The 22,804-nt window shown below is 62.1% G+C and carries 27 protein-coding genes; 12 read left to right on the top strand and 15 right to left on the bottom strand.

Annotated elements, in window-relative coordinates:
- The first annotated feature begins 3 nt into the window (after window positions 1-3).
- Together hrcA and ACQ66M_RS09310 are read left to right on the top strand one after the other, a co-directional pair.
- Window positions 4-1,092, top strand: coding sequence for a heat-inducible transcriptional repressor HrcA (hrcA, locus tag ACQ66M_RS09315; RefSeq protein WP_350173925.1), 1,089 nt, complete (start codon window positions 4-6; stop codon window positions 1,090-1,092).
- Entirely contained in the window at window positions 1,092-1,724 is a 633-nt protein-coding gene (locus ACQ66M_RS09310; RefSeq protein ID WP_430403399.1) for a nucleotide exchange factor GrpE, read from the top strand. Before hrcA ends, ACQ66M_RS09310 begins: the two co-directional genes overlap by 1 nt.
- 3 nt (window positions 1,725-1,727) lie before the next feature.
- On the opposite strand, the gene ACQ66M_RS09305 is transcribed toward ACQ66M_RS09310, so the two are convergent.
- The 3 genes from ACQ66M_RS09305 to ACQ66M_RS09295 all read right to left on the bottom strand — a co-directional run bounded on the left by ACQ66M_RS09305 (window position 1,728) and on the right by ACQ66M_RS09295 (window position 4,694).
- A complete protein-coding gene (locus ACQ66M_RS09305) occupies window positions 1,728-2,573 on the bottom strand; it encodes a hypothetical protein (protein ID WP_430403397.1) in 846 nt (281 codons plus the stop codon).
- Window positions 2,574-2,669: 96 nt separating this feature from the next.
- Complete coding sequence (locus ACQ66M_RS09300) at window positions 2,670-3,761, bottom strand: aldo/keto reductase (RefSeq protein ID WP_430403395.1); 1,092 nt, start codon at window positions 3,759-3,761, stop codon at window positions 2,670-2,672.
- A 96-nt stretch (window positions 3,762-3,857) separates the two neighbouring features.
- Complete coding sequence (locus tag ACQ66M_RS09295) at window positions 3,858-4,694, bottom strand: sterol desaturase family protein (protein WP_430403393.1); 837 nt, start codon at window positions 4,692-4,694, stop codon at window positions 3,858-3,860.
- Between the two features lie 342 nt (window positions 4,695-5,036).
- Between ACQ66M_RS09295 and dnaK the strand changes: the two genes are divergently transcribed.
- Window positions 5,037-6,944, top strand: coding sequence for a molecular chaperone DnaK (dnaK, locus tag ACQ66M_RS09290; RefSeq protein WP_350173915.1), 1,908 nt, complete (start codon window positions 5,037-5,039; stop codon window positions 6,942-6,944).
- A gap of 61 nt (window positions 6,945-7,005) precedes the next feature.
- On the opposite strand, the gene ACQ66M_RS09285 is transcribed toward dnaK, so the two are convergent.
- Genes ACQ66M_RS09285 through ACQ66M_RS09275 form a run of 3 tightly spaced genes read right to left on the bottom strand, consistent with a single transcriptional unit; the run spans window position 7,006 to window position 8,764 of the window.
- Window positions 7,006-7,320 carry a PilZ domain-containing protein gene (locus tag ACQ66M_RS09285; protein WP_430403391.1) on the bottom strand — a complete coding sequence of 105 codons (315 nt, stop codon included), beginning with the start codon at window positions 7,318-7,320 and terminating at the stop codon, window positions 7,006-7,008.
- 47 nt (window positions 7,321-7,367) lie between these two features.
- Window positions 7,368-7,769: a DUF1801 domain-containing protein gene (locus tag ACQ66M_RS09280; protein WP_430403389.1), complete on the bottom strand. Its 402-nt coding sequence runs from the start codon at window positions 7,767-7,769 to the stop codon at window positions 7,368-7,370.
- A gap of 2 nt (window positions 7,770-7,771) precedes the next feature.
- Window positions 7,772-8,764, bottom strand: coding sequence for an NADPH:quinone oxidoreductase family protein (locus tag ACQ66M_RS09275; protein WP_430403387.1), 993 nt, complete (start codon window positions 8,762-8,764; stop codon window positions 7,772-7,774).
- 91 nt (window positions 8,765-8,855) lie between these two features.
- Between ACQ66M_RS09275 and ACQ66M_RS09270 the strand changes: the two genes are divergently transcribed.
- The 3 genes from ACQ66M_RS09270 to ACQ66M_RS09260 are packed head-to-tail and all read left to right on the top strand — an operon-like array spanning window position 8,856 to window position 10,571.
- On the top strand, window positions 8,856-9,728 hold the full coding sequence (locus tag ACQ66M_RS09270) for an isoaspartyl peptidase/L-asparaginase family protein (protein ID WP_430403385.1): 873 nt from the start codon (window positions 8,856-8,858) through the stop codon (window positions 9,726-9,728).
- Window positions 9,725-10,045, top strand: coding sequence for a hypothetical protein (locus ACQ66M_RS09265; RefSeq protein WP_430403383.1), 321 nt, complete (start codon window positions 9,725-9,727; stop codon window positions 10,043-10,045). The genes ACQ66M_RS09270 and ACQ66M_RS09265 overlap by 4 nt, the downstream gene beginning before the upstream one ends.
- 1 nt (window position 10,046) lies before the next feature.
- On the top strand, window positions 10,047-10,571 hold the full coding sequence (locus tag ACQ66M_RS09260) for an RNA methyltransferase (protein ID WP_430403381.1): 525 nt from the start codon (window positions 10,047-10,049) through the stop codon (window positions 10,569-10,571).
- A gap of 1 nt (window position 10,572) precedes the next feature.
- Here ACQ66M_RS09260 and ACQ66M_RS09255 read toward each other — a convergent pair whose 3' ends face one another.
- The 3 genes from ACQ66M_RS09255 to ACQ66M_RS09245 all read right to left on the bottom strand — a co-directional run bounded on the left by ACQ66M_RS09255 (window position 10,573) and on the right by ACQ66M_RS09245 (window position 12,347).
- Window positions 10,573-11,025 carry a VOC family protein gene (locus ACQ66M_RS09255; RefSeq protein WP_430403379.1) on the bottom strand — a complete coding sequence of 151 codons (453 nt, stop codon included), beginning with the start codon at window positions 11,023-11,025 and terminating at the stop codon, window positions 10,573-10,575.
- Between the two features lie 71 nt (window positions 11,026-11,096).
- The gene (locus ACQ66M_RS09250) at window positions 11,097-11,735 is read right to left on the bottom strand and encodes a ChrR family anti-sigma-E factor (RefSeq protein WP_430403377.1); all 639 of its coding nucleotides are present in this window, start codon (window positions 11,733-11,735) and stop codon (window positions 11,097-11,099) included.
- 30 nt (window positions 11,736-11,765) lie between these two features.
- Window positions 11,766-12,347 carry a sigma-70 family RNA polymerase sigma factor gene (locus ACQ66M_RS09245; protein ID WP_430403375.1) on the bottom strand — a complete coding sequence of 194 codons (582 nt, stop codon included), beginning with the start codon at window positions 12,345-12,347 and terminating at the stop codon, window positions 11,766-11,768.
- A 173-nt stretch (window positions 12,348-12,520) separates the two neighbouring features.
- On the opposite strand from ACQ66M_RS09245, the gene ACQ66M_RS09240 reads away from it, so the two are divergent.
- The gene (locus ACQ66M_RS09240) at window positions 12,521-13,036 is read left to right on the top strand and encodes an invasion associated locus B family protein (protein ID WP_430403373.1); all 516 of its coding nucleotides are present in this window, start codon (window positions 12,521-12,523) and stop codon (window positions 13,034-13,036) included.
- Here the strand turns inward: ACQ66M_RS09240 and ACQ66M_RS09235 are convergent.
- A complete protein-coding gene (locus ACQ66M_RS09235; RefSeq protein ID WP_350173896.1) occupies window positions 13,033-13,668 on the bottom strand; it encodes a 1-acyl-sn-glycerol-3-phosphate acyltransferase in 636 nt (211 codons plus the stop codon). The genes ACQ66M_RS09240 and ACQ66M_RS09235 overlap by 4 nt on opposite strands.
- Window positions 13,669-13,771: 103 nt before the next feature.
- Between ACQ66M_RS09235 and ACQ66M_RS09230 the strand changes: the two genes are divergently transcribed.
- Window positions 13,772-14,428 carry a DJ-1/PfpI family protein gene (locus ACQ66M_RS09230; protein ID WP_350173894.1) on the top strand — a complete coding sequence of 219 codons (657 nt, stop codon included), beginning with the start codon at window positions 13,772-13,774 and terminating at the stop codon, window positions 14,426-14,428.
- A gap of 69 nt (window positions 14,429-14,497) precedes the next feature.
- Here the strand turns inward: ACQ66M_RS09230 and ACQ66M_RS09225 are convergent, their stop codons facing one another.
- On the bottom strand, window positions 14,498-15,133 hold the full coding sequence (locus ACQ66M_RS09225) for an OmpA family protein (protein ID WP_350173892.1): 636 nt from the start codon (window positions 15,131-15,133) through the stop codon (window positions 14,498-14,500).
- A 184-nt stretch (window positions 15,134-15,317) separates the two neighbouring features.
- On the opposite strand from ACQ66M_RS09225, the gene rlmN reads away from it, so the two are divergent.
- Window positions 15,318-16,487, top strand: a complete 1,170-nt coding sequence (gene rlmN / locus ACQ66M_RS09220; RefSeq protein WP_430403371.1) for a 23S rRNA (adenine(2503)-C(2))-methyltransferase RlmN — start codon at window positions 15,318-15,320, stop codon at window positions 16,485-16,487.
- A gap of 19 nt (window positions 16,488-16,506) precedes the next feature.
- The gene (locus ACQ66M_RS09215) at window positions 16,507-16,914 is read left to right on the top strand and encodes a hypothetical protein (RefSeq protein ID WP_430403369.1); all 408 of its coding nucleotides are present in this window, start codon (window positions 16,507-16,509) and stop codon (window positions 16,912-16,914) included.
- A 26-nt stretch (window positions 16,915-16,940) separates the two neighbouring features.
- Here the strand turns inward: ACQ66M_RS09215 and ACQ66M_RS09210 are convergent, their stop codons facing one another.
- From ACQ66M_RS09210 to ACQ66M_RS09195, 4 genes are all read right to left on the bottom strand, one after another.
- A complete protein-coding gene (locus ACQ66M_RS09210) occupies window positions 16,941-17,069 on the bottom strand; it encodes a hypothetical protein (RefSeq protein WP_430403367.1) in 129 nt (42 codons plus the stop codon).
- 19 nt (window positions 17,070-17,088) lie between these two features.
- Entirely contained in the window at window positions 17,089-18,579 is a 1,491-nt protein-coding gene (locus ACQ66M_RS09205) for a tryptophan halogenase family protein (RefSeq protein WP_430403365.1), read from the bottom strand.
- A gap of 83 nt (window positions 18,580-18,662) precedes the next feature.
- Window positions 18,663-18,842: a hypothetical protein gene (locus ACQ66M_RS09200; RefSeq protein WP_350173884.1), complete on the bottom strand. Its 180-nt coding sequence runs from the start codon at window positions 18,840-18,842 to the stop codon at window positions 18,663-18,665.
- Between the two features lie 95 nt (window positions 18,843-18,937).
- Window positions 18,938-21,346: a putative bifunctional diguanylate cyclase/phosphodiesterase gene (locus tag ACQ66M_RS09195; protein ID WP_430405146.1), complete on the bottom strand. Its 2,409-nt coding sequence runs from the start codon at window positions 21,344-21,346 to the stop codon at window positions 18,938-18,940.
- A gap of 213 nt (window positions 21,347-21,559) precedes the next feature.
- On the opposite strand from ACQ66M_RS09195, the gene ACQ66M_RS09190 reads away from it, so the two are divergent.
- Both ACQ66M_RS09190 and ACQ66M_RS09185 read left to right on the top strand, forming a co-directional pair.
- Complete coding sequence (locus tag ACQ66M_RS09190; RefSeq protein WP_430403363.1) at window positions 21,560-22,345, top strand: phosphodiester glycosidase family protein; 786 nt, start codon at window positions 21,560-21,562, stop codon at window positions 22,343-22,345.
- 57 nt (window positions 22,346-22,402) lie between these two features.
- Window positions 22,403-22,783, top strand: coding sequence for a hypothetical protein (locus tag ACQ66M_RS09185; RefSeq protein ID WP_350173880.1), 381 nt, complete (start codon window positions 22,403-22,405; stop codon window positions 22,781-22,783).
- Window positions 22,784-22,804 lie beyond the last annotated feature (21 nt).

Genomic DNA, 22,804 nt, shown 5'->3' with positions numbered 1-22,804 from the left:
GGCATGGTCCTGACCCCCGAAAGCCAATCCCTGATGCAGCGCCTCGACCAGCGCTCGCGCGACATCTTCAAGGAGATCGTCGAAGGCTACCTGACGACGGGAGAGCCCGTCGGCTCGCGCACCCTGTCCAAGGGCGTGATCGCGCTCTCGCCCGCCTCGATCCGCAATGTCATGGCCGACCTGACGGACCTTGGCCTGCTGGATGCCCCCCACGTCTCGGCCGGCCGCGCGCCGACGCATCGCGGGCTGCGCCTGTTCGTCGACGGTTTCCTTGAGATCGGCGAGCCTTCGGGCAGTGACAAACGCGAGATTGACGAGCGCCTGCGCGGGGCCGGGGGTGATCTGGAATCCGTGCTGGGCGAAGCTTCCAACATACTGTCGGGGCTGACGGGCGGCGCTGGCCTTGTCGCCTCGCCGACCCGTGAAACCGCCATTCGCCATGTCGAATTCGTTCCCCTGGCCAGCGGCGAGGCGCTCTGTGTGCTCGTAACCGAGGATGGCGATGTCGAAAACCGGCTGGTCAAGATTCCGGACGGCCTGCCTGCCACGACGCTTATCGAGGCCGGAAACTATCTTTCCACCCGCATGACGGGCCGCACGCTGGCCGAGGCTGCCGTCGATGTGCGCGAGGAAATCCATTCCCGCCGCGCCGCACTGGACGCGGCCGCGTCCTCCCTCGTGGAGGAGGGCCTTGCCTTGTGGAGCGGCGATACGCAGGGCCGGGGACGGGCGCTGATCATTCGCGGCCGGGCGAATCTTCTGGAAGATGCCAAGGCGGCAGGCGACCTCGACCGTGTGCGCCAACTGTTCAACGAGCTTGAACGCCAGCAGAGCCTGCTCGATATCCTCGATACAACACGCGAAGCCGATGGCGTGCGGCTGTTCATCGGGGCGGAGAACCAACTTTTTCCGCTATCGGGTTCAAGTGTGATCGTGGCCCCCTATATGGGAGGCGCAAAACATGTCATCGGCGCACTCGGCGTAATCGGCCCTACGCGGCTGAACTATGCACGCGTAATACCGATGGTGGATTATACCGCGAAGGTGATCGGCGAAATCCTCGCCGCCCGACGCGCAAAGGATGGGAAGTGATGAGCGACGAGACCAAGACCGGCCAGAATGCCGATATCGATCCAAAAGCCTCCAGAGCGGACCTGAAGTCGGCGGCTGACGACCTGTTGAAGAATGCGCGGGCGCAGGCGGCTGAAACCATGGAAGCCGAGGCCGACACGGAAATCTCGCCCGAACAGGAAGCCATGCGCCTGAAGATCGAGTCCGAAGAACTGCGCGAGCAATTGCTGCGCACGCTGGCCGATCTCGACAATACCCGCAAGCGCGCCGAGCGTCAGGTTTCCGAGGCCCGCGTGTATGCGATTGAGCGCTTCGCCGGCGACCTGCTGAGCGTCTCGGACAATCTTGCCCGCGCCCTCGCCGCGCTGCCGGACGATGACCGGGCGAACCTCTCGGATGCCGGCAACAACCTGCTCAGCGGCATTGAAATGACCGCCAAGGAACTGGAAACCGCCCTTGGCCGCCATGGCGTCAAGCAGATCGAGGCCGTGCCGGGGGCCGTGTTCGACCCCAACCTGCACCAGGCCGTGGCCCAGATCCCGTCAGAGCATCCGTCCGGCACGATTGCCGCCCTCTTCCAGCCCGGCTGGAAAATCGGCGACCGTACCCTGCGCGCCGCCATGGTGGCCGTCAGCGCTGGCAGCGCGAACTAGGCGCTAACGCACCACTTTCCACGCCGTTACCGTATCGTTGCGCAGGTTCGGCACGATCACCACATCGCCGAAGATCGTGAGATCGTTCTGGGTGATCGGTGTCTCGTCACCCGTGGTGTCGAGCAGTGTGGTGACGGTGCCACCCTCGCCGACATGGTGTATCTGGCCCGGCCAGCTGGACACGAGATAGCCGCCACCCGGCACAAGGCCGATGCCGTCACCGTCCACCATGCCGGTCGCGATCACCGTTACGTTGCGATCAGCGTCCACGCTGAGCAGGTCACCGGCCGTCATGGTCGAGACCAGCATCCGGCCTGCATCACCCAGCAGGCCGTTCACGCCTTTCAGCACATCGTCTTCCATCCAGACTGTGGCCGTTTCGCCGTCCAGAACATGGATGCGCGCAGTGCCGGAATCCGAAACGTAGACCTGCCCGTTCCATACCGTGGCGTCGTTGAGGAAACTCGCGCCCTCAATCGGGATCTGGCCCTTGCGGCTGCCGGTTTCAGCGTCAACCATCACCACCCTGTCAATATCGTTGACGTAGAGCGTGCCGTCCAGAATGGCCATTCCCTTTGGTGCATCAAGCTTGGCGGACCAGTAGCGTTCGACGATCACCCCACCGGTCGACAGTTTCGCAATATAAGCGTTGCCGTCCTTCGCCCGGGCGTCACCGAACACGTTGGAGATGTAATATGAACCGTCTGGCGCCATTGCCGCGCCTTCAGCCCCCTGGAACCCTTCGGCCACCCAAAGTGGCTCCAGGGTCGGCACCGCGAGCGTTTCGGCAGGCGCCGAAGAACAGGCAGCGGCAAGAATGAGCGTCGGTAGGGCAAGGTAGCGCAGCATCGGTTTCGTCTCCCGCAAGTCAGTTGGCCCGGCATCCTTCGGGCAGGCCGGACCAGTATGACAATGTTCGTGCGGGATGCCAGTGCTGAAGGAAAATCAGGAAACGGAACCGCGCCTGTCCATGCCCTGGCGGTCCACCATCCAGCCAGGATATTCCGGCACCAGCGCCGAAATATCATTCAGCTTGGCCAGTTCATCCTGGCTATAGGCAACATTCACACTGGCCAGATTATCCGTCAGCTGTTCGAGGGTCCGGGCGCCAATAATCACGCTGGTTACATGCGGCTGGTGCAGCAGCCAGGCCAGTGACAGCTGCGCAACGCTGACGCCGCGCTGGTCTGCCATCGGACGCATGGCATCGATGATGTCAAACCCCCTGTCCTTGTCGACCGGCGGGAAGTCGAAGACCGTCCGGCGGGCATCGTTCGGGCCCGCGCCATCGCGACTGAACTTGCCGGACAGGAATCCACCGGCCAGCGGGCTCCATGGCAGGATTGCGAGCTGCTGGTCATTGGCCAGCGGAACGATTTCCCGCTCAAGGTCGCGTCCCGCGATGGAATAGTACATCTGGCAGCTCTCGAACCGGCACAGGCCGCGCCGCTCGGCATAGGCGATTGCCTTCATGATCAGCCAGGCCGGCATGTTGCACAGGCCGACATAGCGCACCTTGCCCGAGCGGACGACGGCATCAAGCGCCTCGACGGTTTCCTCGATCGGCGTCAGCGGGTCGGTACCGTGGACCTGGTAGAGATCGATATAGTCCAGGCCAAGCCGCTCAAGGCTGGCATCGACACCATCGAAAATGTGCTTGCGGGACAGGCCGGAAATATTGCGCGCATGCTTCTCGCGCCGCTCGCCTTCGGCCTTCTCAGCATCCGTGGCGTCCTCGGCCACGACACTGGAGACGCGTCCGAAAACCTTGGTGGCCACGACGATCTCGTCACGCGGCAGGCTGGTATTGCGGATTGCCTGTCCCAGCATGCGCTCCGAGACGCCTGCCGAGTAGACATCCGCCGTGTCGAAGAAATTGACGCCAGCCTCAAAAGCCGTGCGGACCAGAACGTCGGCCTCGTCCTGCTGTTGCCGACCGATGAATTTCCAGATGCCGCCTTCACCCCCGAATGTCATCGTACCGAGGCAAATGCGCGAGACGACAAGTCCCGTGCGTCCGAGTTTCGCATATTTCATGGGGCCGCCTTCCCTGCTGCAGACTGCAACGGAGATAGGTTCGGTCACGAGGACGGGCAACCGGCGGGTGACCAGATTCGCCTTCTGCCCGGGGCGTCAGGCCGTTTCGGCCGGCGGGCTGGCCCGCTTGCGCTCGGCCAGCATGCGGCCCCATTCGCGGAACGGATAAAGGATCAGCGCAATCACGTTATTGTCGGGATTGTTGCCAATGCCTGTTGGCACCGCGACGCTGGAACCCGGATTGTAATACGTGCCGAACATCAGGTCGAAGAACGGGAAGATCGACGCGAAATTCTTGTCATACGCTTCCTCAACCTCTGCGTGGTGCCAGCGATGCAGCTGCGGAGAGACGATCACATGGCGCAGGAAGCCATGGTTCCAGTCGAGGCGCGCATGGACATAGTACTGATGCAGCCCCTGCAGCAGCGCAAGGCCATAGATTTCCCTGATGCCGAAGCCTAGCCAGGTCGAGCTGAGGACCAGGCAGGCCGCGATCACGAATTGTTCGATAAAATGCCCGCGTGACCAGGACAGGAAGTGCAGCTCGGTATCGGAATGATGCACGGCGTGCGCGGGCCACAGCCAGCTGGTGTGCAGCCAGCGATGGACCCAGTACAGGGTAAAATCATAGACCAGCAGCGCCACCAGCGCCTTCACCACAAAAGGCACCTGCGTCCAGGCTGTCTCAGGCAGGACAGGCAGGCCGACCCGGTGATACAGCGCGATCAGGGGTGCGATTGTCAGCAGGTAGAGGACACCATTCAGCCCGCCGACATGCAGCATCAGCACATTGGTCAGGGCGCTCTGGCGCAGTTCCGGGCTCCAGGTGAAGGCATCACGCCCGCGCGACAGGAAGGCGAACAGGGTAAATACGACCATCAGCACGACATATGTCGTCGCCTCGATTGCCAGGCTGGCCACTATCCCGTCCATCTCACCGCACTCCGGTCGTCTTGTATTTTTCCCGGTTGTGTATCAGCCCGCGCGTAATAAATGCTTAATCGCGGCCAGCCGTGCCCGAACAGTGGAGGACAGCGCAATCAGGGACTGGCTTTAACGGCGACAGTTGATACAGGTTAAACCCGTGTAAAAGCGCCGCATTACCCCTTGAGCGAAGGGATCGGCTCACCATATCGCATCCAGAACAGGCGAGCGGCTTTAAACTCCGTCCTCGCCATCTCATATGAACCCTTGAGAGCCACTGGCTTCCGGGGCTGCTGAGCAGACCGAACCCAATAAAAGCCCGTGGCGGCTAACTAAAGAGAGACAGTTATCATGAGCAAAATTATCGGTATCGACCTTGGGACCACGAACTCCTGCGTCGCCGTCATGGAAGGCGGCACCGCGAAAGTCATCGAGAACGCCGAAGGTGCCCGCACCACGCCGTCCGTCGTGGCTTTCACGGAAAGCGGTGAACGCCTGATCGGCATGCCCGCCCGCCGCCAGGCCGTGACCAACCCGGATTTCACATATTACGCCATCAAGCGCCTCATCGGCCGCACCTATAACGACCCGACCGCCCAGAAAGACAAGGCCATGTCGCCCTTCGGAATCGTCGAAGGCAAGGCGGGCGATGCCTGGGTCAAGGGCCGCGACCAGGATTACTCCCCGCAGGAAATCTCCGCTTTCATTCTCACCAAAATGAAGGAAACGGCCGAGGACTATCTCGGTACCCCGGTCACGCAGGCTGTCATCACGGTGCCTGCCTACTTCAACGACGCCCAGCGCCAGGCCACCAAGGATGCAGGCAAGATTGCCGGCCTTGAAGTGCTGCGCATCATCAACGAGCCGACAGCAGCTGCGCTCGCCTACGGTCTCGACAAGGGCGAGAACAAGACAATCGCCGTCTATGACCTTGGCGGTGGCACGTTCGACGTCTCGCTGCTCGAAATCGGCGATGGCGTGTTCGAAGTGCTCTCCACCAATGGCGACACGTTCCTCGGAGGTGAAGACTTCGACCTTCGCATCGTCGACTTCCTCGCAGACGAGTTCAAGAAAGAGCAGGGCATCGACCTGAAGGCCGACAAGCTGGCCCTCCAGCGCCTCAAGGAAGAAGCCGAGAAGGCCAAGAAGGAACTCTCGTCTGCCAGCCAGTATGAAGTGAACCTGCCCTTCATCACCGCGGATGCAACCGGCCCGAAACACCTCAATATCAAGCTCTCGCGCGCCAAGCTCGAAGGCCTTGTCGAAGACCTCGTCAAGCGCACCATCGAGCCGTGCAAGAAAGCCCTGAAGGATGCCGGCAAGACAGCAGCCGACATTGACGAAGTCGTCCTCGTCGGCGGCATGACCCGCATGCCTGCGGTCCAGGAAGCGGTGAAGAAATTCTTCAACCGCGAGCCGCACAAGGGCGTGAACCCGGATGAAGTCGTGGCCCTCGGCGCGGCGATCCAGGGCGGCGTGCTGCAAGGCGACGTGAAAGACGTTGTCCTGCTTGACGTCACCCCGCTTTCGCTCGGCATCGAGACGCTGGGCGGCGTGTTCACACGCCTCATCGACCGCAACACGACAATCCCGACCAAGAAAAGCCAGGTCTTCTCGACCGCTGACGACAATCAGTCGGCCGTGACGATCAAGGTCGCCCAGGGCGAGCGCGAAATGGCCGCTGACAACAAGCAGCTCGGCCAGTTCAACCTCGAAGGCATCCCGCCTGCCCCGCGCGGCCTGCCGCAGATCGAGGTCACGTTCGACATTGACGCCAACGGTATCGTATCCGTTTCCGCCAAGGACAAGGCGACCGGCAAGGAACAGCAGATCACCATCCAGGCGGATGGCGGCCTGACGGACGAGGACATCAAGAAGATGATGGCCGACGCCGAAGCCAATGCCGGTGCCGACAAGGCCCGCCGCGAACTGGTCGAAGCCAAGAACAATGCCGAGGCCCTGGTCCACCAGACCGAAAAGCAGGTTGAAGAGCATGGTGACAAGGTCTCTGCCGAGATCCGGGACGAGATCGCGAAAGCCGTCGAAGAGCTCAAGACCGCCCGTGAAAGCGACAATGTCGGAGACATCCAGGCCAAGCATCAGGCCCTGATGACCGCCGCCATGAAGCTCGGCGAAGCGATCTATGCCAACCAGCAGGAAAGCGAGGCACATGCCGACGCCTCCGCTGATGCGGCGTCCGACAGCGACGATGTCGTCGATGCAGACTTTGAAGAAGTTGACGACGCCAAGAGCGCCTGATTACAGGGATCATTCCCGACAACAAAAACCCGCCGGAGCGATCCGGCGGGTTTTTTTATGCTCAGCCTGAAATATTGGTGAAGCGTGCGCCAACCAGGTTGCCCCTCTGCCAGCGCTTGTCGCAGGCTTGCCGCGTCCAGTCGCCCGATACGGGATCGCGGATCAGCAGTTCAAACGTTTCCGGCAGGTTCCAGGCGTCCTTGAGCAGCAGGCGCGCACCCGTCGCCGACATGTCCCTGATGGTCACGTCGAACGTGCTGGCACCCCTGTTGATCACAATACGGCCCGTCCTGAGCGTGCGCTGGCGCGCGTCGCTGCGTAACTCGTCGGGCGGGTCATCCGCTCCGCCGGGAGGGGAGGAATCACTGTCCTGCATGCCTGCTCTATGCGTGAACAGGCCAACACGTTCCCTGGCGGCTGCGTTTACGGCTGCGCAACCGCGCTGATCCAGTCACCGATCAGGCCCGGCAGCAATGGCCGCGCATGGGCCAGGTCATCCGCGTTCCGGATGGTCGCAACCGCCCTGATGTCGGACTGCCAGTCGAGCAAGCCGGTCGCATCCTCCATGACCGGCGGCGCATCCTTGGTCTCCTTGCGGCGCGTGCCGCAATGGAAGATCAGGCGCACGCTCTTGCGATCCGCGAAATTGAAAGTGAGGACGTGGTCGGCGCCGAGCGCATAGCTCGGCGCATTCCATTTGAGGGATTCAACAAGGCCCGGTGCAGCAGACCGGATAATGTCACGCAAGGCCTGCGCCTGCGCCTTGCGGGGATGGTCGAGTGTTTCCATGAACCCGTCAGGCGTCTGCGCAGGGGATTTAGCCATCTCTAGATCGTCACAACGACCTTGCCCATAGCCTTGCGGTCCATGAGCTCGCGGATCGCATCGGCTGATTTCTCAAGCGGATAGGAATTGGAGATGTGCGGACGAATCTTGCCATCGGCATAGAGCTTGAACATTTCGGCGCAGTTCTGTGCATGGGCCTTCGGATCACGCGCAACCGCCGCGCCCCAGAACACGCCGCGAATGTCGCAGCTTTTCAGCAGGGTCAGGTTGAGTGGGATTTTCGGGATACCGGCCGGGAAACCGATCACGAGATAGCGCCCTTCCCAGTTCATTGCCCGCACGGATGGCTCGGCATAGTCGCCGCCAACCGCGTCATAGATGATGTCCACACCGCCGCCACCGGCTGCCTTGATGTCGTCGGACAGCTGCTTCTGCTGAGCCCGGTCGAGCGATCCGGCGGGATAGACCAGACCGGTATCAGCCCCCTTGGAAAGGCAGAAATCCACCTTTTCCTGTGTCGAACAGGCGGCAATCACTTTCAGGCCCATGGCCTTGCCGAGCTCGACGGCGGCAATGCCGACACCGCCCGCAGCGCCCAGAACCAGCAGGCTCTCGCCCGGTTTCGGGTCGGCGCGGTCCTTCAGGGCGTAATAGCTGGTGCCATAGGTCATCAGGAAGGCTGCGGCTTCGTCGAACGGCATGCCGTCGGGAATCGCCATCGTGCCATGGGCGGCCGCGACAACCTGCTCGGCCATGCCGCCATTGCCGCACGATGCCAGCACGCGGTCGCCCGGCTTCACATGGGTCACGCCTTCACCGACTGCCTTGACGATACCGGCAATCTCGCCGCCGGGGCTGAACGGGCGCGGCGGCTTGAACTGGTACATGTCCTGGATGATCAGCACGTCGGGATAGTTCACCCCGCACGCCTTCACCTCGATCAGGACCTGATTCTTGCCGGCCTCTGGCGCCGGGATATCCTCAAGGACGAGCGTTTCCGGCCCGCCCACTTCTTTTGACAGTACAGCTTTCATGTTCCGGCGTTCCTTACCTTGTTGTTTCTGCTGCCAGACGGTAGCGGTGTGGCAGGTATAATCCAAGTGTGACGTAAGGGAGACGGGCAGAATGGCGGGCAAATGGGCTCTCGTCCTGCATGGCGGTGCCGGACCGATCTTTGGCCAGGATTACGCGGCGCAGGAAAAACATATCGCGCGCCTCCTGAAACAGGGTGGCAAACACCTTGCCGAGGGCGACGCCGCCCTCGACGTTGTCGAGGCCATGGTGGCCGCGATGGAGGATTCCGGCCTCTACCTCGCCGGCCGGGGCGCAGCCCCGAATCTCAATGGTGATTATGAACTCGACGCCGCCATCATGGACGGTCGCACCCGCAATGCAGGTGCTGTCGGCGCGCTGCAGGGCGTCCTCAGCCCGATTGCTGCGGCCCGCATGGTGATGGAGCGCACACCCAATGTGCTGATCGTGGCAGACGGTGCCCGCCGCCTGGCCGGTGCGGCGGGCCTGGCCACTGTCGATGACCCGGAGACCTATTACAAGCCGATCGACGAGCGCACACGCCAGGTCGGGGCGCCCGAAATGGGTACGGTCGGCGCCGTGGCGCTGGACCAGTATGGCGACATGTCAGCGGCCACATCGACCGCCGGAATCATGAACAAGACGCCCGGCCGCCTCGGTGACACGCCCATCATCGGCGCCGGCACATGGGCTGACGAGCGTTGCGCCATTTCCTGTACCGGGCTTGGCGAATATTTCATTCGCGCCAATGCCGCCGCCGATGTGTCCGCCCGCATCCGCTATGGCGGCACCGCGCTGGAGCCCGCCGTCCAGGGCGCGCTGGACGATGTCAAACGCCTCGGCGGTGAAGGCGGCATGATCGCGGTGTCGGCCAGCGGCGAGATGAGCGCCCTGTTCAATTCCGGCGGCATGAAACGTGGCATGACCGATTCCAGCGGGCGCTTCGAGGTCGCAACCTTCCTGTGACCGCCCTGTTCTGGATTCTGCTCGGCCTGGCCGTATTCGCGTTCCTTCTGGCCATCCAGATGCGGATGATCATCTCGGTCGCCCTGCGCCGGGCGCTGGCGGCGCACTTTGGCGGCCTGCCCACTGATGCGCCCTTCCGCCTGGCCGTGGTCGAGGCCACCGCGCCTTCGCCTGCCAGCGAGGCCGCCCGCCACCTCGCCGCCACCTATCCAGCCCCCCTCTCGCACCTGCGCCTCGCCCGGCGCGCCTGCCTCATTGCCCCGCTCCTGATCCTGCCCATACTCGCAGCCGGGCGGTTCAGTCTCGGAGTCATCTGACATGCGTGGTTACTTCTCGATCGGTTCGGAGCGCATTTCCAAGCCGATGAATCTCGGCGCCCTGATGCGCACCGCCAACGCCTTCGGCGCCAGCTATGTCTTCTCGATTGATGCCGATCACCGCCTGCGCGACGCGTATCAGGCCGACACGTCGAAGTCGGCAGGCCAGATCCCCTATTACCAGTGGGATTCCATCGATGACATGCAGATGCCCAAGGGGTGCCAGCTTGTCGGCATCGAACTCACTGATGACGCGGTCATGCTGCCGACCTTCCGCCACCCGCCGCAGGCCGCTTACATCCTCGGGCCGGAAAAAGGCAACCTGTCCGACGGGATTCTCGCCCGCTGCGCCCATGTCGTGAAAATCCCGACCAAATTCTGCATCAATGTCAGCCTGGCTGGTGCGATGGTCATGTATGACCGCCACCTGTCCATGGGCGGCTATGCCCCCCGTCCGATCATGCCGGGCGGCACAGGCGGCGACGGCCTTGCCTCAAGCCGCGTGCCGGGACGCGACCGGAGCTGAGTCAGCGCGGCGGCACCAGCGGCCTGTCCTTGATGACGGCGAGATTACCGGCGCCAGGCACGAAATTGGCCTCAAGGCGAATGCCGTCCGGGTCTTCGAACAGGACCGAATAATAGCCCGGCGCCCACGGCCCGTCATACGGGGCGGTCACAATCCTGGCGCCCATGTCCACCAGCGCGGCATGCAGCGTATCGACATCTTCCCGGGACCGCAGGCGGAAGCACATGTGGTGCAGGCCGACGCGCCACTGGTCAAAGCCCGTGTCCCGGTATTCTGCGGCCGCTTCCCGGATGAGGACGCCCGTGCGGCCGCCTATGCAATAGAACGTGGTGTCATCGTCATACTGGATCGTCATGCCGAACGTGTCATGCAGCAGCGCGCGGTAAAAGGGCCGGCTGCGATCCAGGCGCTTCACAGTCAGCTGGATATGGGCGATGCCATTGATGTCGATCATGCCTCATGCCTCCCGCGCAAAGCCCGGCAAGTATGCGCGACACTGGAAACCATGGACAGACGAAAAAGGAATTACTTGCCCAGCAGGCGCTGGATCATGCCCAGCGGTCCGGTGAATTTCAGGCCGCCATCGCGCAGGGCCAGCGCAAAGCAGACCTCGCCCTCATCGCCCACGGGACGGTGCGTATCGTCCGGCCCGTTCACGACGAGATCACCGGGGCGATAGCTGCCGAGCGCGTCGCTGAAACCACCAGCAACCACCAGCGTCAATTCGATTCCGGCATGACTGTGCCGCGGCACCGCCGCGCCCGGTTCGATCCGGTAGAGTTCCACATGCATCGGACTGTCGATGTCAAGCGCCATGCGGCGAATGCCCGGCACCGATGCTTTCCAGCCTGATGCCGCACCGGCGGCACGCCAGATCGGCTCTGGCAGCGCCGACAGGTCTTCGTCTTCTATCGGGCGCGCCGCCACCGGTGGGAGCGCGTCGATGAGCGCCATCGTACAATCTAGCGCGTCAGCCCGCATGGCTGCCGGCCCGGTTGTCTCGAGCAGCGCGCCTGACACCGCTTCGCTTGACGCCACCAGCTCGCGCAGGTCAGGGCGCAGCGCCGCCTGTGTTTCAACCAGCAGGGCGAACGCGGGGTCCAGCGACCCGGCAGCATAGGCGCTGTAGAGCTCACTGATCGGATATTCATTCCGGCGGGTCATGTCCTGGCTCCCTGTGTCGGGCCGAAAACCTTATTCGGGTGCATCAAGGCCTCCCCGCATGCGCGCAAAGGCCAGCCTGATGCGGCTCTTGACGGTACCAAGCGGCAAGCCAAAGGCCTGCGCAATTTCCGAATGCGAGAGGCCGTCATAGAAAGCGGCCTGCAAAAGGACCAGTTGTTCTTCCGGCAATGTCGCGAGCTGCGCGCGGACCTGCTCTTCCATCTGGCCGCGCGACACGGCTGCGTCGGGCTGCTCGGCTGCGGGCGGTTGCAGCATGGGTTCATCCGGTTCCAGCGCAGGCTTGTTCGTGCGCCGCTGCACGTCGATCCGGCGGTTTCGGGCCACGCGGAATATCCAGGTCGAGACGGAGGCCTGCCTGCGGTCATACATGCCCGCCTTGCGCCAGACCGTGACCATGACATCCTGGGCCAGTTCTTCCGCTTCGGATTCCGACGCCCCCAGGCGCAGCATGTAGCCCTTCACGCGCGGCGCAAAGAATTCGAACAGTTCGGCAAAGGCCTCGCGCGACTCCTCGGCTGCGATGCGCTCCATGCAGTCTGCATGGCGCTCGCGCTGCTCCAGGTCAGCCGTGCGGACGATTGTTGTGCTCAAGTCTGGTTCCTCTGGCCCTGTGTTCAGCAGTATCTGACGCCAATTGGTGAGGCGCAACCGCGCATTGTGTTATTCAGCGCGACTGCAACAGGTTCGAGACTGTCGTAGTTTGGCCTTAACTCTCATGCCATAAGACACTCATTGCAGCCTTCCACGGGGATTTCGAATTGAGCATGAAACAGGAACTTTCACGTCGCAATCGATATGCTGCGCTTGGGGTGCTGGCGGCCATCACAATCCCGTGCGCAGCAGCCGAACCGACCGCCATAGGCCGTTTCAACGACTGGTCGGTCTTCACCGACACGGCCGGTGGCGAAACGGTCTGCTATGCAGCCACAACGGCCACGGACAAGGCGCCCCGCTCGGCCGATCATGGCGAAGTCTGGTACTATGTCACCAACTGGAAATCGGGCCGCGCCCGTAACCAGCCGAGCCTCAAGGTAGGCTTCGACCTGCGCGAAGACATCACCGCCAAGGCCAGTATCGGGCGCTCTTCCTGGACGCTATTCTCGGTCGGACAGGAAGCGTTCGCCGATGATTCCGATGACCGCCGCATCGTCGACGCACTGAAAAAGGGTTCAGAATTGCGCGTCGAGGCCGTCTCCGCGCGCAACACGCAGGTCGCCTATCATTTCTCGCTGAAAGGATCGGCCGCCGCCATCGACAAGGCCGCCGCCATCTGCCGCTAGTCCGTGTCAGGCAAGGCGAACTTTCCTGCGCGCCTGCCTTCCGCCGCCCTGTAGGGCGCCAGGATTTGCGGCAGGTCCGCCGTGTAGTCGCCTGTGGTTCGCAACGGTCCGGCCAGACGAACCGTACGGGACGGATAGTCCAGCACCGACATCAGCAGCGGCACACCCGCTGAATGGGCTATATGATAATAGCCGCTCTTCCAGGCGGGATTGCGTGATCTTGTCGCCTCCGGCGCGACAGCCAGGAACAGCGTATCGGCCGCATCAAACGCCGCATGCATCTGCGAGACGATGTCACTCGATTTTGAGCGTTCGACCGGTACGCAGCCGCTGCGCCTGACCAGCCAGCCGAGCGGCCCGTCTGTCAGCGATTTCTTGCCCATGTAGCTCAGCTTCACACGATACCAGCCTGCCACGGCCAGCATGTCGAACCCGTCCCAGTTGGATGTATGCGGCGCTGCAATGACGACCATTTTCCGGTCCGGCGGCCAGTCATCCAGCAGGCGCCAGCGTCCCAGCCACAGATAGACCCCGCATAGCCAGTGTATCAGCTCTGACCCGGCACCCCGATAGGCAGCAGGCTGTCCGAACCGTTTCGAACTGGATCTGGAGGCAGGGCCGGATATTGACATCGCGGCACGTTCCACGGTTCGGCCCCGATTGGCCAGAGCGAATATGGCCTCCGATGGCTGATTCCTCTAAGACCGATGCGAGACTGCACGGAGACCGCATCCCATGAATATCGGCTTCATCCTGTTCCCGAACGTCACCCAGCTTGATTTTACAGGCCCGCTCCAGGTGCTTCACCGCATGCCGGGCGCGACAACCCATATCCTGGCGAAGTCGCCGGACCCCGTGCCCAGCGATTGCGGCCTGTCGCTTGTACCGACCGGCACATTTGCCGGCGCACCAGCGCTCGACATGATCGTCGTGCCCGGCGGCTTTGGCGTGGTCGAGGCGCTGGGCGACAGCGAAACCGTGGATTTCATCCGCGCGTGCGGCGCATCGGCAAGCTATGTGACTTCGGTCTGCACCGGCGCTTTCCTTCTGGGGGCAGCGGGGCTGCTCAACGGCAGGAAGGCCACCACGCACTGGGCCTATACATCCCTCCTGCCGCTGGTCGGCGCGACCCCAGCTCCCGGGCGCTGGGTGAAGGATGGCAATACCTATTCCGGCGGCGGCGTGACGGCGGGGATCGACTTCGCGTTCGGCATCATGGCCGATATCTGCGGACAGCAGGTCGCCGAGGCGATCCAGCTTGCAGTGGAATACGATCCCGCCCCGCCCACACAGACCGGCCACCCGTCACGCGCCAGCGACAAGCTGATGGCCATGATGAACACGCGCTATGAGGAATCGGTCACGGCGATGCGCACCGCCATTTCCGGCTGACGCCATGAAAAACGCCCGCTGGCGCAGGGCCAGCGGGCGTCATTTCATCTGGCCTTATCAGGCGGCAAATCAGCTTTCGGTGATTGGCGTCAGGATGATTTCGACGCGGCGGTTGGCGCGCCGGCCAGCTTCCGTCGAATTGTCGGCGATTGGCTGGGTTTCACCCATGCCATAGGCCTGAAGGCGAACCGGTGTCACACCCTGGTTGGTCAGGTAGGATCTGACCGAGTTGGCGCGGCGCTCGGACAGGGCCTGATTGTAGGCATCGTCACCATCGGAGCTGGCATGGCCGATAATGTCCACAGCGGTCGACGGATAGTTGACCAGCGTTGTCGAAACATCATTCAGCGACGGATAGAAGCCGGGAAGGATTTCAGCGCTGTTCACGTTGAACGTGACGTTCGAAGGCATGGTCAGGGCGATCTGGTCGCCATTACGTGCGACTTCGATGCCAGTACCGGCCGTTGCGGCGCGAAGCTCACGCTCCTGCTTGTCCATGTAAGCCCCGGCGGAAGCACCGGCGATTGCGCCGACAGCGGCGCCGATTGCGGCATTGCGGCCATCATCGCCACCCGCCAGCGTGCCAAGGCCTGCGCCAGCGATGGCGCCTGCAGCGGAGCCGATCATGACGCGGTTGCTGGGGCCGGTTTCACAGGCGGCGGGGATCATGGCAAGCGCGAGCGCGCCCAAAGCGAGATATCTCATGGATTTCCTCCAGTTTTTGGGCGTCGTTTCGCAGTCAGCCCCGTTGAAAGCGTTATAATAATACGCGTCGCCGGGCTTTCGGTTGCACGTGTGGCGAATTAAAGGCCACCACATTAATTCCAGTTCATAAAGCCCTGCCGCCGACGGTTTCTGCGCCGGTCAGCACATGCTATAGCGCGCTTTCATGACAGTTACACTCAACCTTTCTCAACGGCCCGGCCAGCCCAAAGGCCCGCAATCCCTCGCGGGCATGCCCCTGCCCGCCCTGAAGGCAGAGCTTGAAGCCATGGGGCTCGATCCGAAAAAGGCCTCCATGCGTGCCAAGCAGGTGTCCCGCTGGAGCCAGTATTTCGGTGCGGACAGCTTTGATGTCATGACCGATATCGGCAAGGAGCTGCGCGCCGAACTCGCCGCGCGTTTCACACTCGACCGTCCGGAGATTGCCGATCACCAGGTATCCAGGGACGGCACGCAGAAATGGCTCTCCCGTTTCGCGCCGGGCGTCGAAGGCGAAAGCGTCTATATCCCCAGTGTCGGCATGGATGGCGGCGCGCTGTGCGTCTCCTCGCAGGTCGGCTGCACCCTGAACTGCACTTTCTGCCATACCGGCACACAGGCCCTCGTGCGCAATCTCACTGCGCAGGAGATCACCGCACAGGTCATGGTCGCCCGCGATGCCCTCGGTGAATGGCCTTCGTCAATCGAAGAGCGCAAGCTCACCAATATCGTCTTCATGGGCATGGGCGAACCGCTCTACAATCTCGACAATGTCGCCGCCGCCATCGACACCATTTCCGACGGCGACGGCATTTCCATCGGCCGGCGCCGTATCACCGTCTCGACCGCCGGTGTCGCGCCAAAGATCCCCGAGCTGGGCGCACGCACCAATGCCATGCTGGCCATCTCGCTGCACGCCACGAACGATGCCCTGCGCAATGAACTGGTGCCGATCAACCGCAAGTACGACCTGCAAACCCTGTTCGAGGCGATCCGCGCCTATCCGGGCAGTGGCAATTCGCGGCGGGTAACATTCGAATATGTCATGCTGAAAGGCATCAATGACACGCAGGCCGAGGCGCGCGACCTTGTCCGACTGCTGAAAGGCGTGCCTGCCAAGATCAACCTGATCCCGTTCAATCCCTGGCCGGGCAGCCCCTATGAATGCTCGGACTGGGAAACCATCGAGGCCTTTGCCGAGATCGTGAACCGCGCCGGCTATGCCAGCCCCATCCGTACGCCCCGCGGCCGCGACATCGCCGCCGCCTGCGGTCAGCTCCGCTCGGACAGCGTCAAGAAATCCGCCGCCGAAAAACGCCGCGAAGCGCTGGACGCGGCAGCAGGCCAGCCCTCCTGACGGAAGTCGGGATTATGTGTTGGGACTATCTGACAGACATGTCGAGATGGTGCATGAGGAAGCAATATCACTTTCGGCCAGGCCCAACGGGTTCTACGCTTGGGATGTTGATCGCCAGATCAGATTGTCTGCACCGCTTGTGCCGGAGAACATGGATCTGGAACAGATTTCCGAACTGGACGATGCCTGCTGGTTTTCCGGCGGCGAGCCGGCTTCATGCCGAAGCATTGCAGAACAATTCAAGCTCATGATGGATGCGGACCTTCAATATCCCATCATCCTGTGCGCGCAGGGCCGGCTTATGGATGGCATGCACAGAATCACCAAAGCTCTCACCATCGGCCAGAAGACAATCTCAGGCATTCGTTTCAAGGAAACCCCTCAGCCTGATTCTGCGGATGTTCAGCCGGACGACCTGCCCTGTTAAGTCTTTGCCAGCCGGTTCGGTAAGGATCAGCGAAGTTTCGCCAGCTTGATCTTGTCGAGCATGGCGCGCGTCTGGATCGAATCCTCGCTGCGCATCATTGCCGTGCTCATCGCCTGGAACCTCACGCCCTTGTGGTCCAGCAGACTCAAATCCATTTGCCAGCGCCGGAGCGTCTCAGGCCTGCACGGCCGCCGCGCGCTGGACGAGTGCAAGAAGCGCCTCCTGCTCTGGCAATTCGGCCCTGCTCTTGCCGACCAGCGCGCTCAAGTCCGGCACCCCGGGCGCGCCTGATACCGGCCCATCGACATACTTCATCCCATGCAGGATGAACTCATAACTGTCCTGGGCGAACAACCTGTCCGCACCCGGAAAGTCGAACTGAGTCGGCGACCGCCGCTTCCAGAGTTCAAGCCGGTCCCGCAAATCGTCCAGAATGGCTTCATCTGCCGTGGCGGCTTGCCAGAATGGCGTGTCCCGGCGTGTCGAGATCACATAGTGCAGGTTCAGGAAGCCGAGTATCTCGTCATAAAGCTCATCGGAAATCCGGTTGTAGTAACGCGCGGTGGCTTTCGGCGCTGCCGCAAAATCATCCAGCATGGTCGCAATCGCCAGCCCGGCAAACTCGATCAGATAGAGGCCCGACGATTCCAGCGGCTCCAGGAATCCGTCAGACAGTCCGACAGCAACACAATTACCCTTCCAGCTGACTTGCCGCTTGCCGCTCGTGAAACGGATATGCCGGGCCTCGAGCTGGTCGCAATGACGCCCTTCATGCTGGCGCAACGCTGCCTCGGCCGCGTCCTCGTTCAAAAAGGCACTGGAATAGACATAGCCGATGCCACGCCGGTTCTGCAGGTTGATGTCCCATTGCCATCCCGCGTCGCGCGCAGTGGCCAGCGTATAGGTCAGGAGTCGCTCGGGCTTGTGCACGTCATAAGGTATGCGCATCGTGACTGCCCGGTCGCACAGGAGATACTTGGCAAAGGATCTCATCTTGACGCCAAGGGCACCGCCCAGAAGCGCGGAGCGAAAGCCCGTGCAATCGATATACAAGTCAGCTGCCAGTGCATCGCCATGGTCCGTATTCACTGCCGAGATGAGTCCCTCCGGGGAGACTGTCACGTCGGTGACATTGCAGAGCCTGTGCTGGATTCCCCGTTCCCGACCAAAACTTGCGAGCCGGTTGGCCAGTTTCACTGCATCGAGGTGATACGCGTAGGGAAAGCTCCCCTGGTATTGCGCCTGGCGTGGAGACTTTGGCGCCACATTGTCATCGGCCAGCTGGGTGAGGGCCGAAAAGCTCCGGTCGAATGGCAAATTGTTCTGTGCCGTCCAGCGGCTGACTGCATCATCTGTCAGGGGGCGCCTGCGCCGGTCAAAAGGATGATCGTATGATTCTCCCGCATTCCAGTTCTGGAAGCGGATCAAGGTCTTGAACGTCGCCTCTGCCGATACCAGCAGGTCACGTTCCGGCAGGCCTATATCATTCAGCGTGCGCCGGATCGTCGGCACCGTCGCTTCGCCGACACCGATCGTTGGAATGTCAGGCGACTCTACCAGTGTGATCTGCGTTTTTCTGCCTGCTCGCTGGCAGTGTGCATTCAGCAGGTTGGCCGTAATCCAGCCCGCGCTGCCGCCGCCCACAATCACAATCGATTGAACCATGCCTCACCCCTTGAAATAGCGCCTCGCGAACAGTTTTGACAGGATCGTGGCAGGGGTCAAATGCGTGCTGCAGGTGCCCGCACTTACCGCAGTTTCGCCAGCTTGATCTTGTCGAGCCTGGCGCGCGCCTGGATCGATTCCTCGCTGCGCATCATTGCCTTGGCGATGGCCTTCAGGCCCATGCCCTTCTTTGCCAGCACGTGCAGCTTCTGGATCTCGTCCGGCGTCCATGGCTGACGGTGGCGTTCGAATTTTTCGGCCATGCGCGGGTCTCCCATTACGTCCACCCCGGTGGCGGTCCTGAATTGCCAATACACCATCAACGCCGGATGCGCGATGCCCCCGTTCGTGCGCGCGGCTAAACCACGCGTTCGAGCGCGGACGGCGCAGGCAATACCAGGACTTCCGGTGTCACATCCTCCACCGGTAGGCAGCGGGGCAGCAGCCCGGCAGCGACCAGCGTATCGGCCGGCATGGGGCGGCTGAAATGATAGCCCTGCAACTCGGCACAGCCCTCCGCCTTCAACATGTCTGCCAGCCTGGCCGTCTCGACGCCCTCGGCGGTCGTACGCATGCCGAGGCTGCGCGCGAGGCCTACGATTGACCGCACGATCGCAAGGCACTCCTCGCTGCTTTCCATCTGCTGGACGAAAGACTTGTCGATCTTGATCTTGTCGAACGGGAACATGCGCAACAGACTGAGGGACGAGAAGCCCGTGCCGAAATCGTCGAGGGAAATGGTCACGCCAAGGCTGTGCAGGGCATGCAAGGCGCCCAGGCTTTCTTCCGTGTCATCGAACAGCGCCGTCTCGGTGATCTCGAAATCGACCCGTTTCGGATCGACACCGCTCTGGGCCAGCGCATGCGTCACAGTCATGATCAGCGACCGATTGCGCACTTGCAGCGGCGACAGGTTGATCGATACGCGAATGGACTCATCCCAGGTCGCTGCCTCGCGCAGGGCTTCGCGGATGATCCAGTCGCCAACGGTCGTGATCATGCCGGCCTGTTCAAGGATTGGCACGAATATGTCAGGGCTCACCACACCCCTTTCGGGATGCGTCCAGCGGATCAATGTCTCTGCGCCGCGCACGTTTCCGCTGCGCGCACTCACGATGGGCTGGAAATTGAGCTTGAACTGGTTTTGGGACAATGCCTGGCGCAGGTCAGCTTCCATCGCGATCCGCTCACTGACATCATCATTGAGGTCGGTTTCGAAAAAGCACGCCGTGTCACGTCCTGCACCTTTCGATGCCAATAGTGCCAGATCGGCAAACTTCAGCAACTCAGCCGGCGTGCCCGCATGTTCGGGGAAAACCGCTATCCCGATGCTGACACTCGACTGCGCGTTCGATCCACCAATGTTGACCGGCTCGGCGAGCGCCTGCTGGATCGTGACGGCCAGTGCCATGGCTTCGCCGCGCCCGGTAATGTCGTTCTGCAGGATCACGAACTCGTCACCGCCAAAGCGAGCGACGATATTGCCCGGCCCGATGAGATCCTGCAGGCGTTGCGCCGTCGCCTTGAGATAGGCATCACCGACGGAATGGCCGTAGACATCATTGATCGTCTTGAAGCGGTCGAGGTCGAGCGCATGCACGGCGAAACGTGTCCCATTGCCATTCGGCGTGTTGGCAGCCGCCTCGAGCGCGTCGAGCATCCGCTCGCGCTTGGGCACACCGGTGAGCGAGTCAAAATGCGCCAGGTTGTAGATCTGCTTTTCGGCCTCGTACTTTTCAGTAACGTTTGACGCCACGCCGCGATAGCCCTCAAACACGCCATCATCGCTGTAGAATGGCTTGGCAGATATGCGCCACCAGACGGTCATTTCGCCTTTCGTGAGCACCGGCAAGCGAAGGTTATTGATCTCGCCATCGACCTCTAGCGCCTTCAAAAGCGCCAGGAAGGCGGGTCGGCCTTCGACGTTGGTGCCGTCAAAAAAGCTCGCAACGTGCTCGTTCTCCAGCTGTTCGATCGTGAAATCCGTTCGCTCGGCCAGGACGCCCGACGGCCGCACGACCCGGTGTGCTTTGTCGAGTTCAAAGAGGCAGTCGGAGGCGGCCTGCTCGAACTCGTTGAGCAGAAGGCTGATAACGCCCTGCTTTTTCGAAAGCTGATTGGCCTGGTCCTTGAGTTTCTCCTGCTGCAGCCACGCCGTGACATAGTTGCGGTGGTTCCAGAAGGTCGTGCGCAGCATGACCACCGTAAAGCAGACCAGCAAGGCCAGGAGAGTAAAGCGACCCGCGCCCCCGTCTGAGCGGAGAATGCCCATGGCCAGCCCGAAAGATATACTGACCACAAACGGAACAGCTGCGCCCGGCAGGGTGGAGAGAACATAGGCGCCGCCGGCCATCATGCCACCGCAGACGCAGATGACAAGCGCCAGGTCGAAACCCTGCAACTGAGGCAGGAACAGGAGCGGACAAACAGCCCATGCCATTCCAAGAAGCGCTGATTCCGTGATTGGCCGCCACACGGCGTGGACAGAGCGCGGACGCGGCGCCACGCCCCGTCGCGAAGCGCGCATGCTGGTCTGCAAGCCCATGAGACCCATAAGGGCCATTACCCCGCCCCACATGATCAGCGCCGAAGATGGCGCATGCGCGGCCAGGAAAGCGACGCAGATCGAGGCATTGAACGTGCTGGCGATCAGGCCGTATGGCACGAGCGATCGCAGCGTGTGGAGCTGCATCCCCCGAATAAATGCGGCGTGCTCGGTGGATATGTCCTCCCGTGCCTTGCTGTCATGCAGCAATGTCTTCAGCATCCGTTTCAAGTCAGAATCTCCCGGTCCCAATAACACGGAGCTCTCACTCTCCACATGCTTTCGCAATGACACCGATATCAAAGGCAAGGAAATATTCGTTTAAGTAGACAGAATAAAATTGTCGGACCGCGGTAGGTTTTCGTATCAAGTCAACGCCCCGAACCGCTGAACCTGTCTGGAATTTGCCATGAACGCTCGCTAGCGTTCCGGATTATGGCCCATAAACCTAGCTGCAACCCACTCGGGATCGTCCTTGGCGCCTTCGCGCTCATCCTGCTCGCTGCCTGCAAGCCCGCGCCGGTCCACGCCTGCAACCCTGTACACTTCGACGGCGCGCCATTCACCGTGTGCAGCTTTGATGTGGACCGCGCCGATATCCGCCTGTTCCTGACCCATCCCGATGGCGCGCCCTATGCCCAGTTCGACCGCCTCGCTGCACAGATGGAGGCCGACGGCACGCCGCTTCTCTTCGCGATGAATGGCGGGATGTACCATGACGACCGCCGCGCGGTCGGCCTCTATGTCGAGGATGGCGAACAGGCCGCCCCGCTCGTCACATCAGCCGGCCCCGGCAATTTCGGCATGCTGCCCAATGGTGTCTTCTGGCGCGATGGCCGCGATGCCGGCATCACCGAATCCCGCGCCTATGAGGCCCTCTTCCCGGCCGGCCCGCCCCGTTTTGCCACCCAGTCCGGCCCGATGCTGGTGCTGGACGGCGCCCTGCACCCGGATTTCAACGCGGACGGCCCCAGCCGCAAGCGCCGCAATGGCGTCGGCCTCAGCGCCGATGGCAGGACGGTCCATTTCGCGATCAGCGACGCGCCCGTGAATTTCCACACCTTCGCCCGCCTCTTCCGCGACAGGCTCGGCACACCGAACGCGCTCTACCTCGATGGCGTCGTCTCACGCCTCTATGCGCCCGGGATCCAGCGCGACGAGCCGGGGCCTGATCTCGGCCCCATCGTCGCAGTCGTGTCTGCGCAGGCCGCCACCCCCTGACACATTTCGGCCTCGCGGCCGACTTATGGTAGGATGAGACGAGACAGGAGCAGGAACATGATCGCCGACACCGCATGCGTCATCTTCGGAGTCTATGCCCTCGCTGCGGGCGCCGGAATGGTGATCGAGCCTGCCCGCGCCTCAACCCTGCTGGCCGGCTTCGAAACCAATCCGGGCCTCACCTATGTCACCGGTGCCTTCATGTTCTTTCTCAGCGCCGGGCTGCTCTCGCTGGTCTGCGGTTTTTCCACCGTCACAAGCGGAATCACCACGGTGCTTGCAGCCTGCATGGTGATCGAATCCCTGCTCTTCCTGGCCTGGCCCAAGCCCGTTCTCGCCCTTGGCCGATGGATGATGCCGGAGGAAGACCATGTGCGCGGCTTCGGGATCGTGACCATGGCCTTTGGTCTGGTCCTCGCGGTTCTGGGTGCCATATAGGTAAAACACCGTCCGAACGCA

Source organism: Hyphomonas sp. (genome assembly GCF_965284475.1).
In the GTDB taxonomy this organism is placed as follows: Bacteria; Pseudomonadota; Alphaproteobacteria; order Caulobacterales; family Hyphomonadaceae; genus Hyphomonas.
The sequence above is the reverse complement of the archived record's forward strand: the minus strand, read 5'-3'. Positions and strand labels throughout refer to the sequence as shown.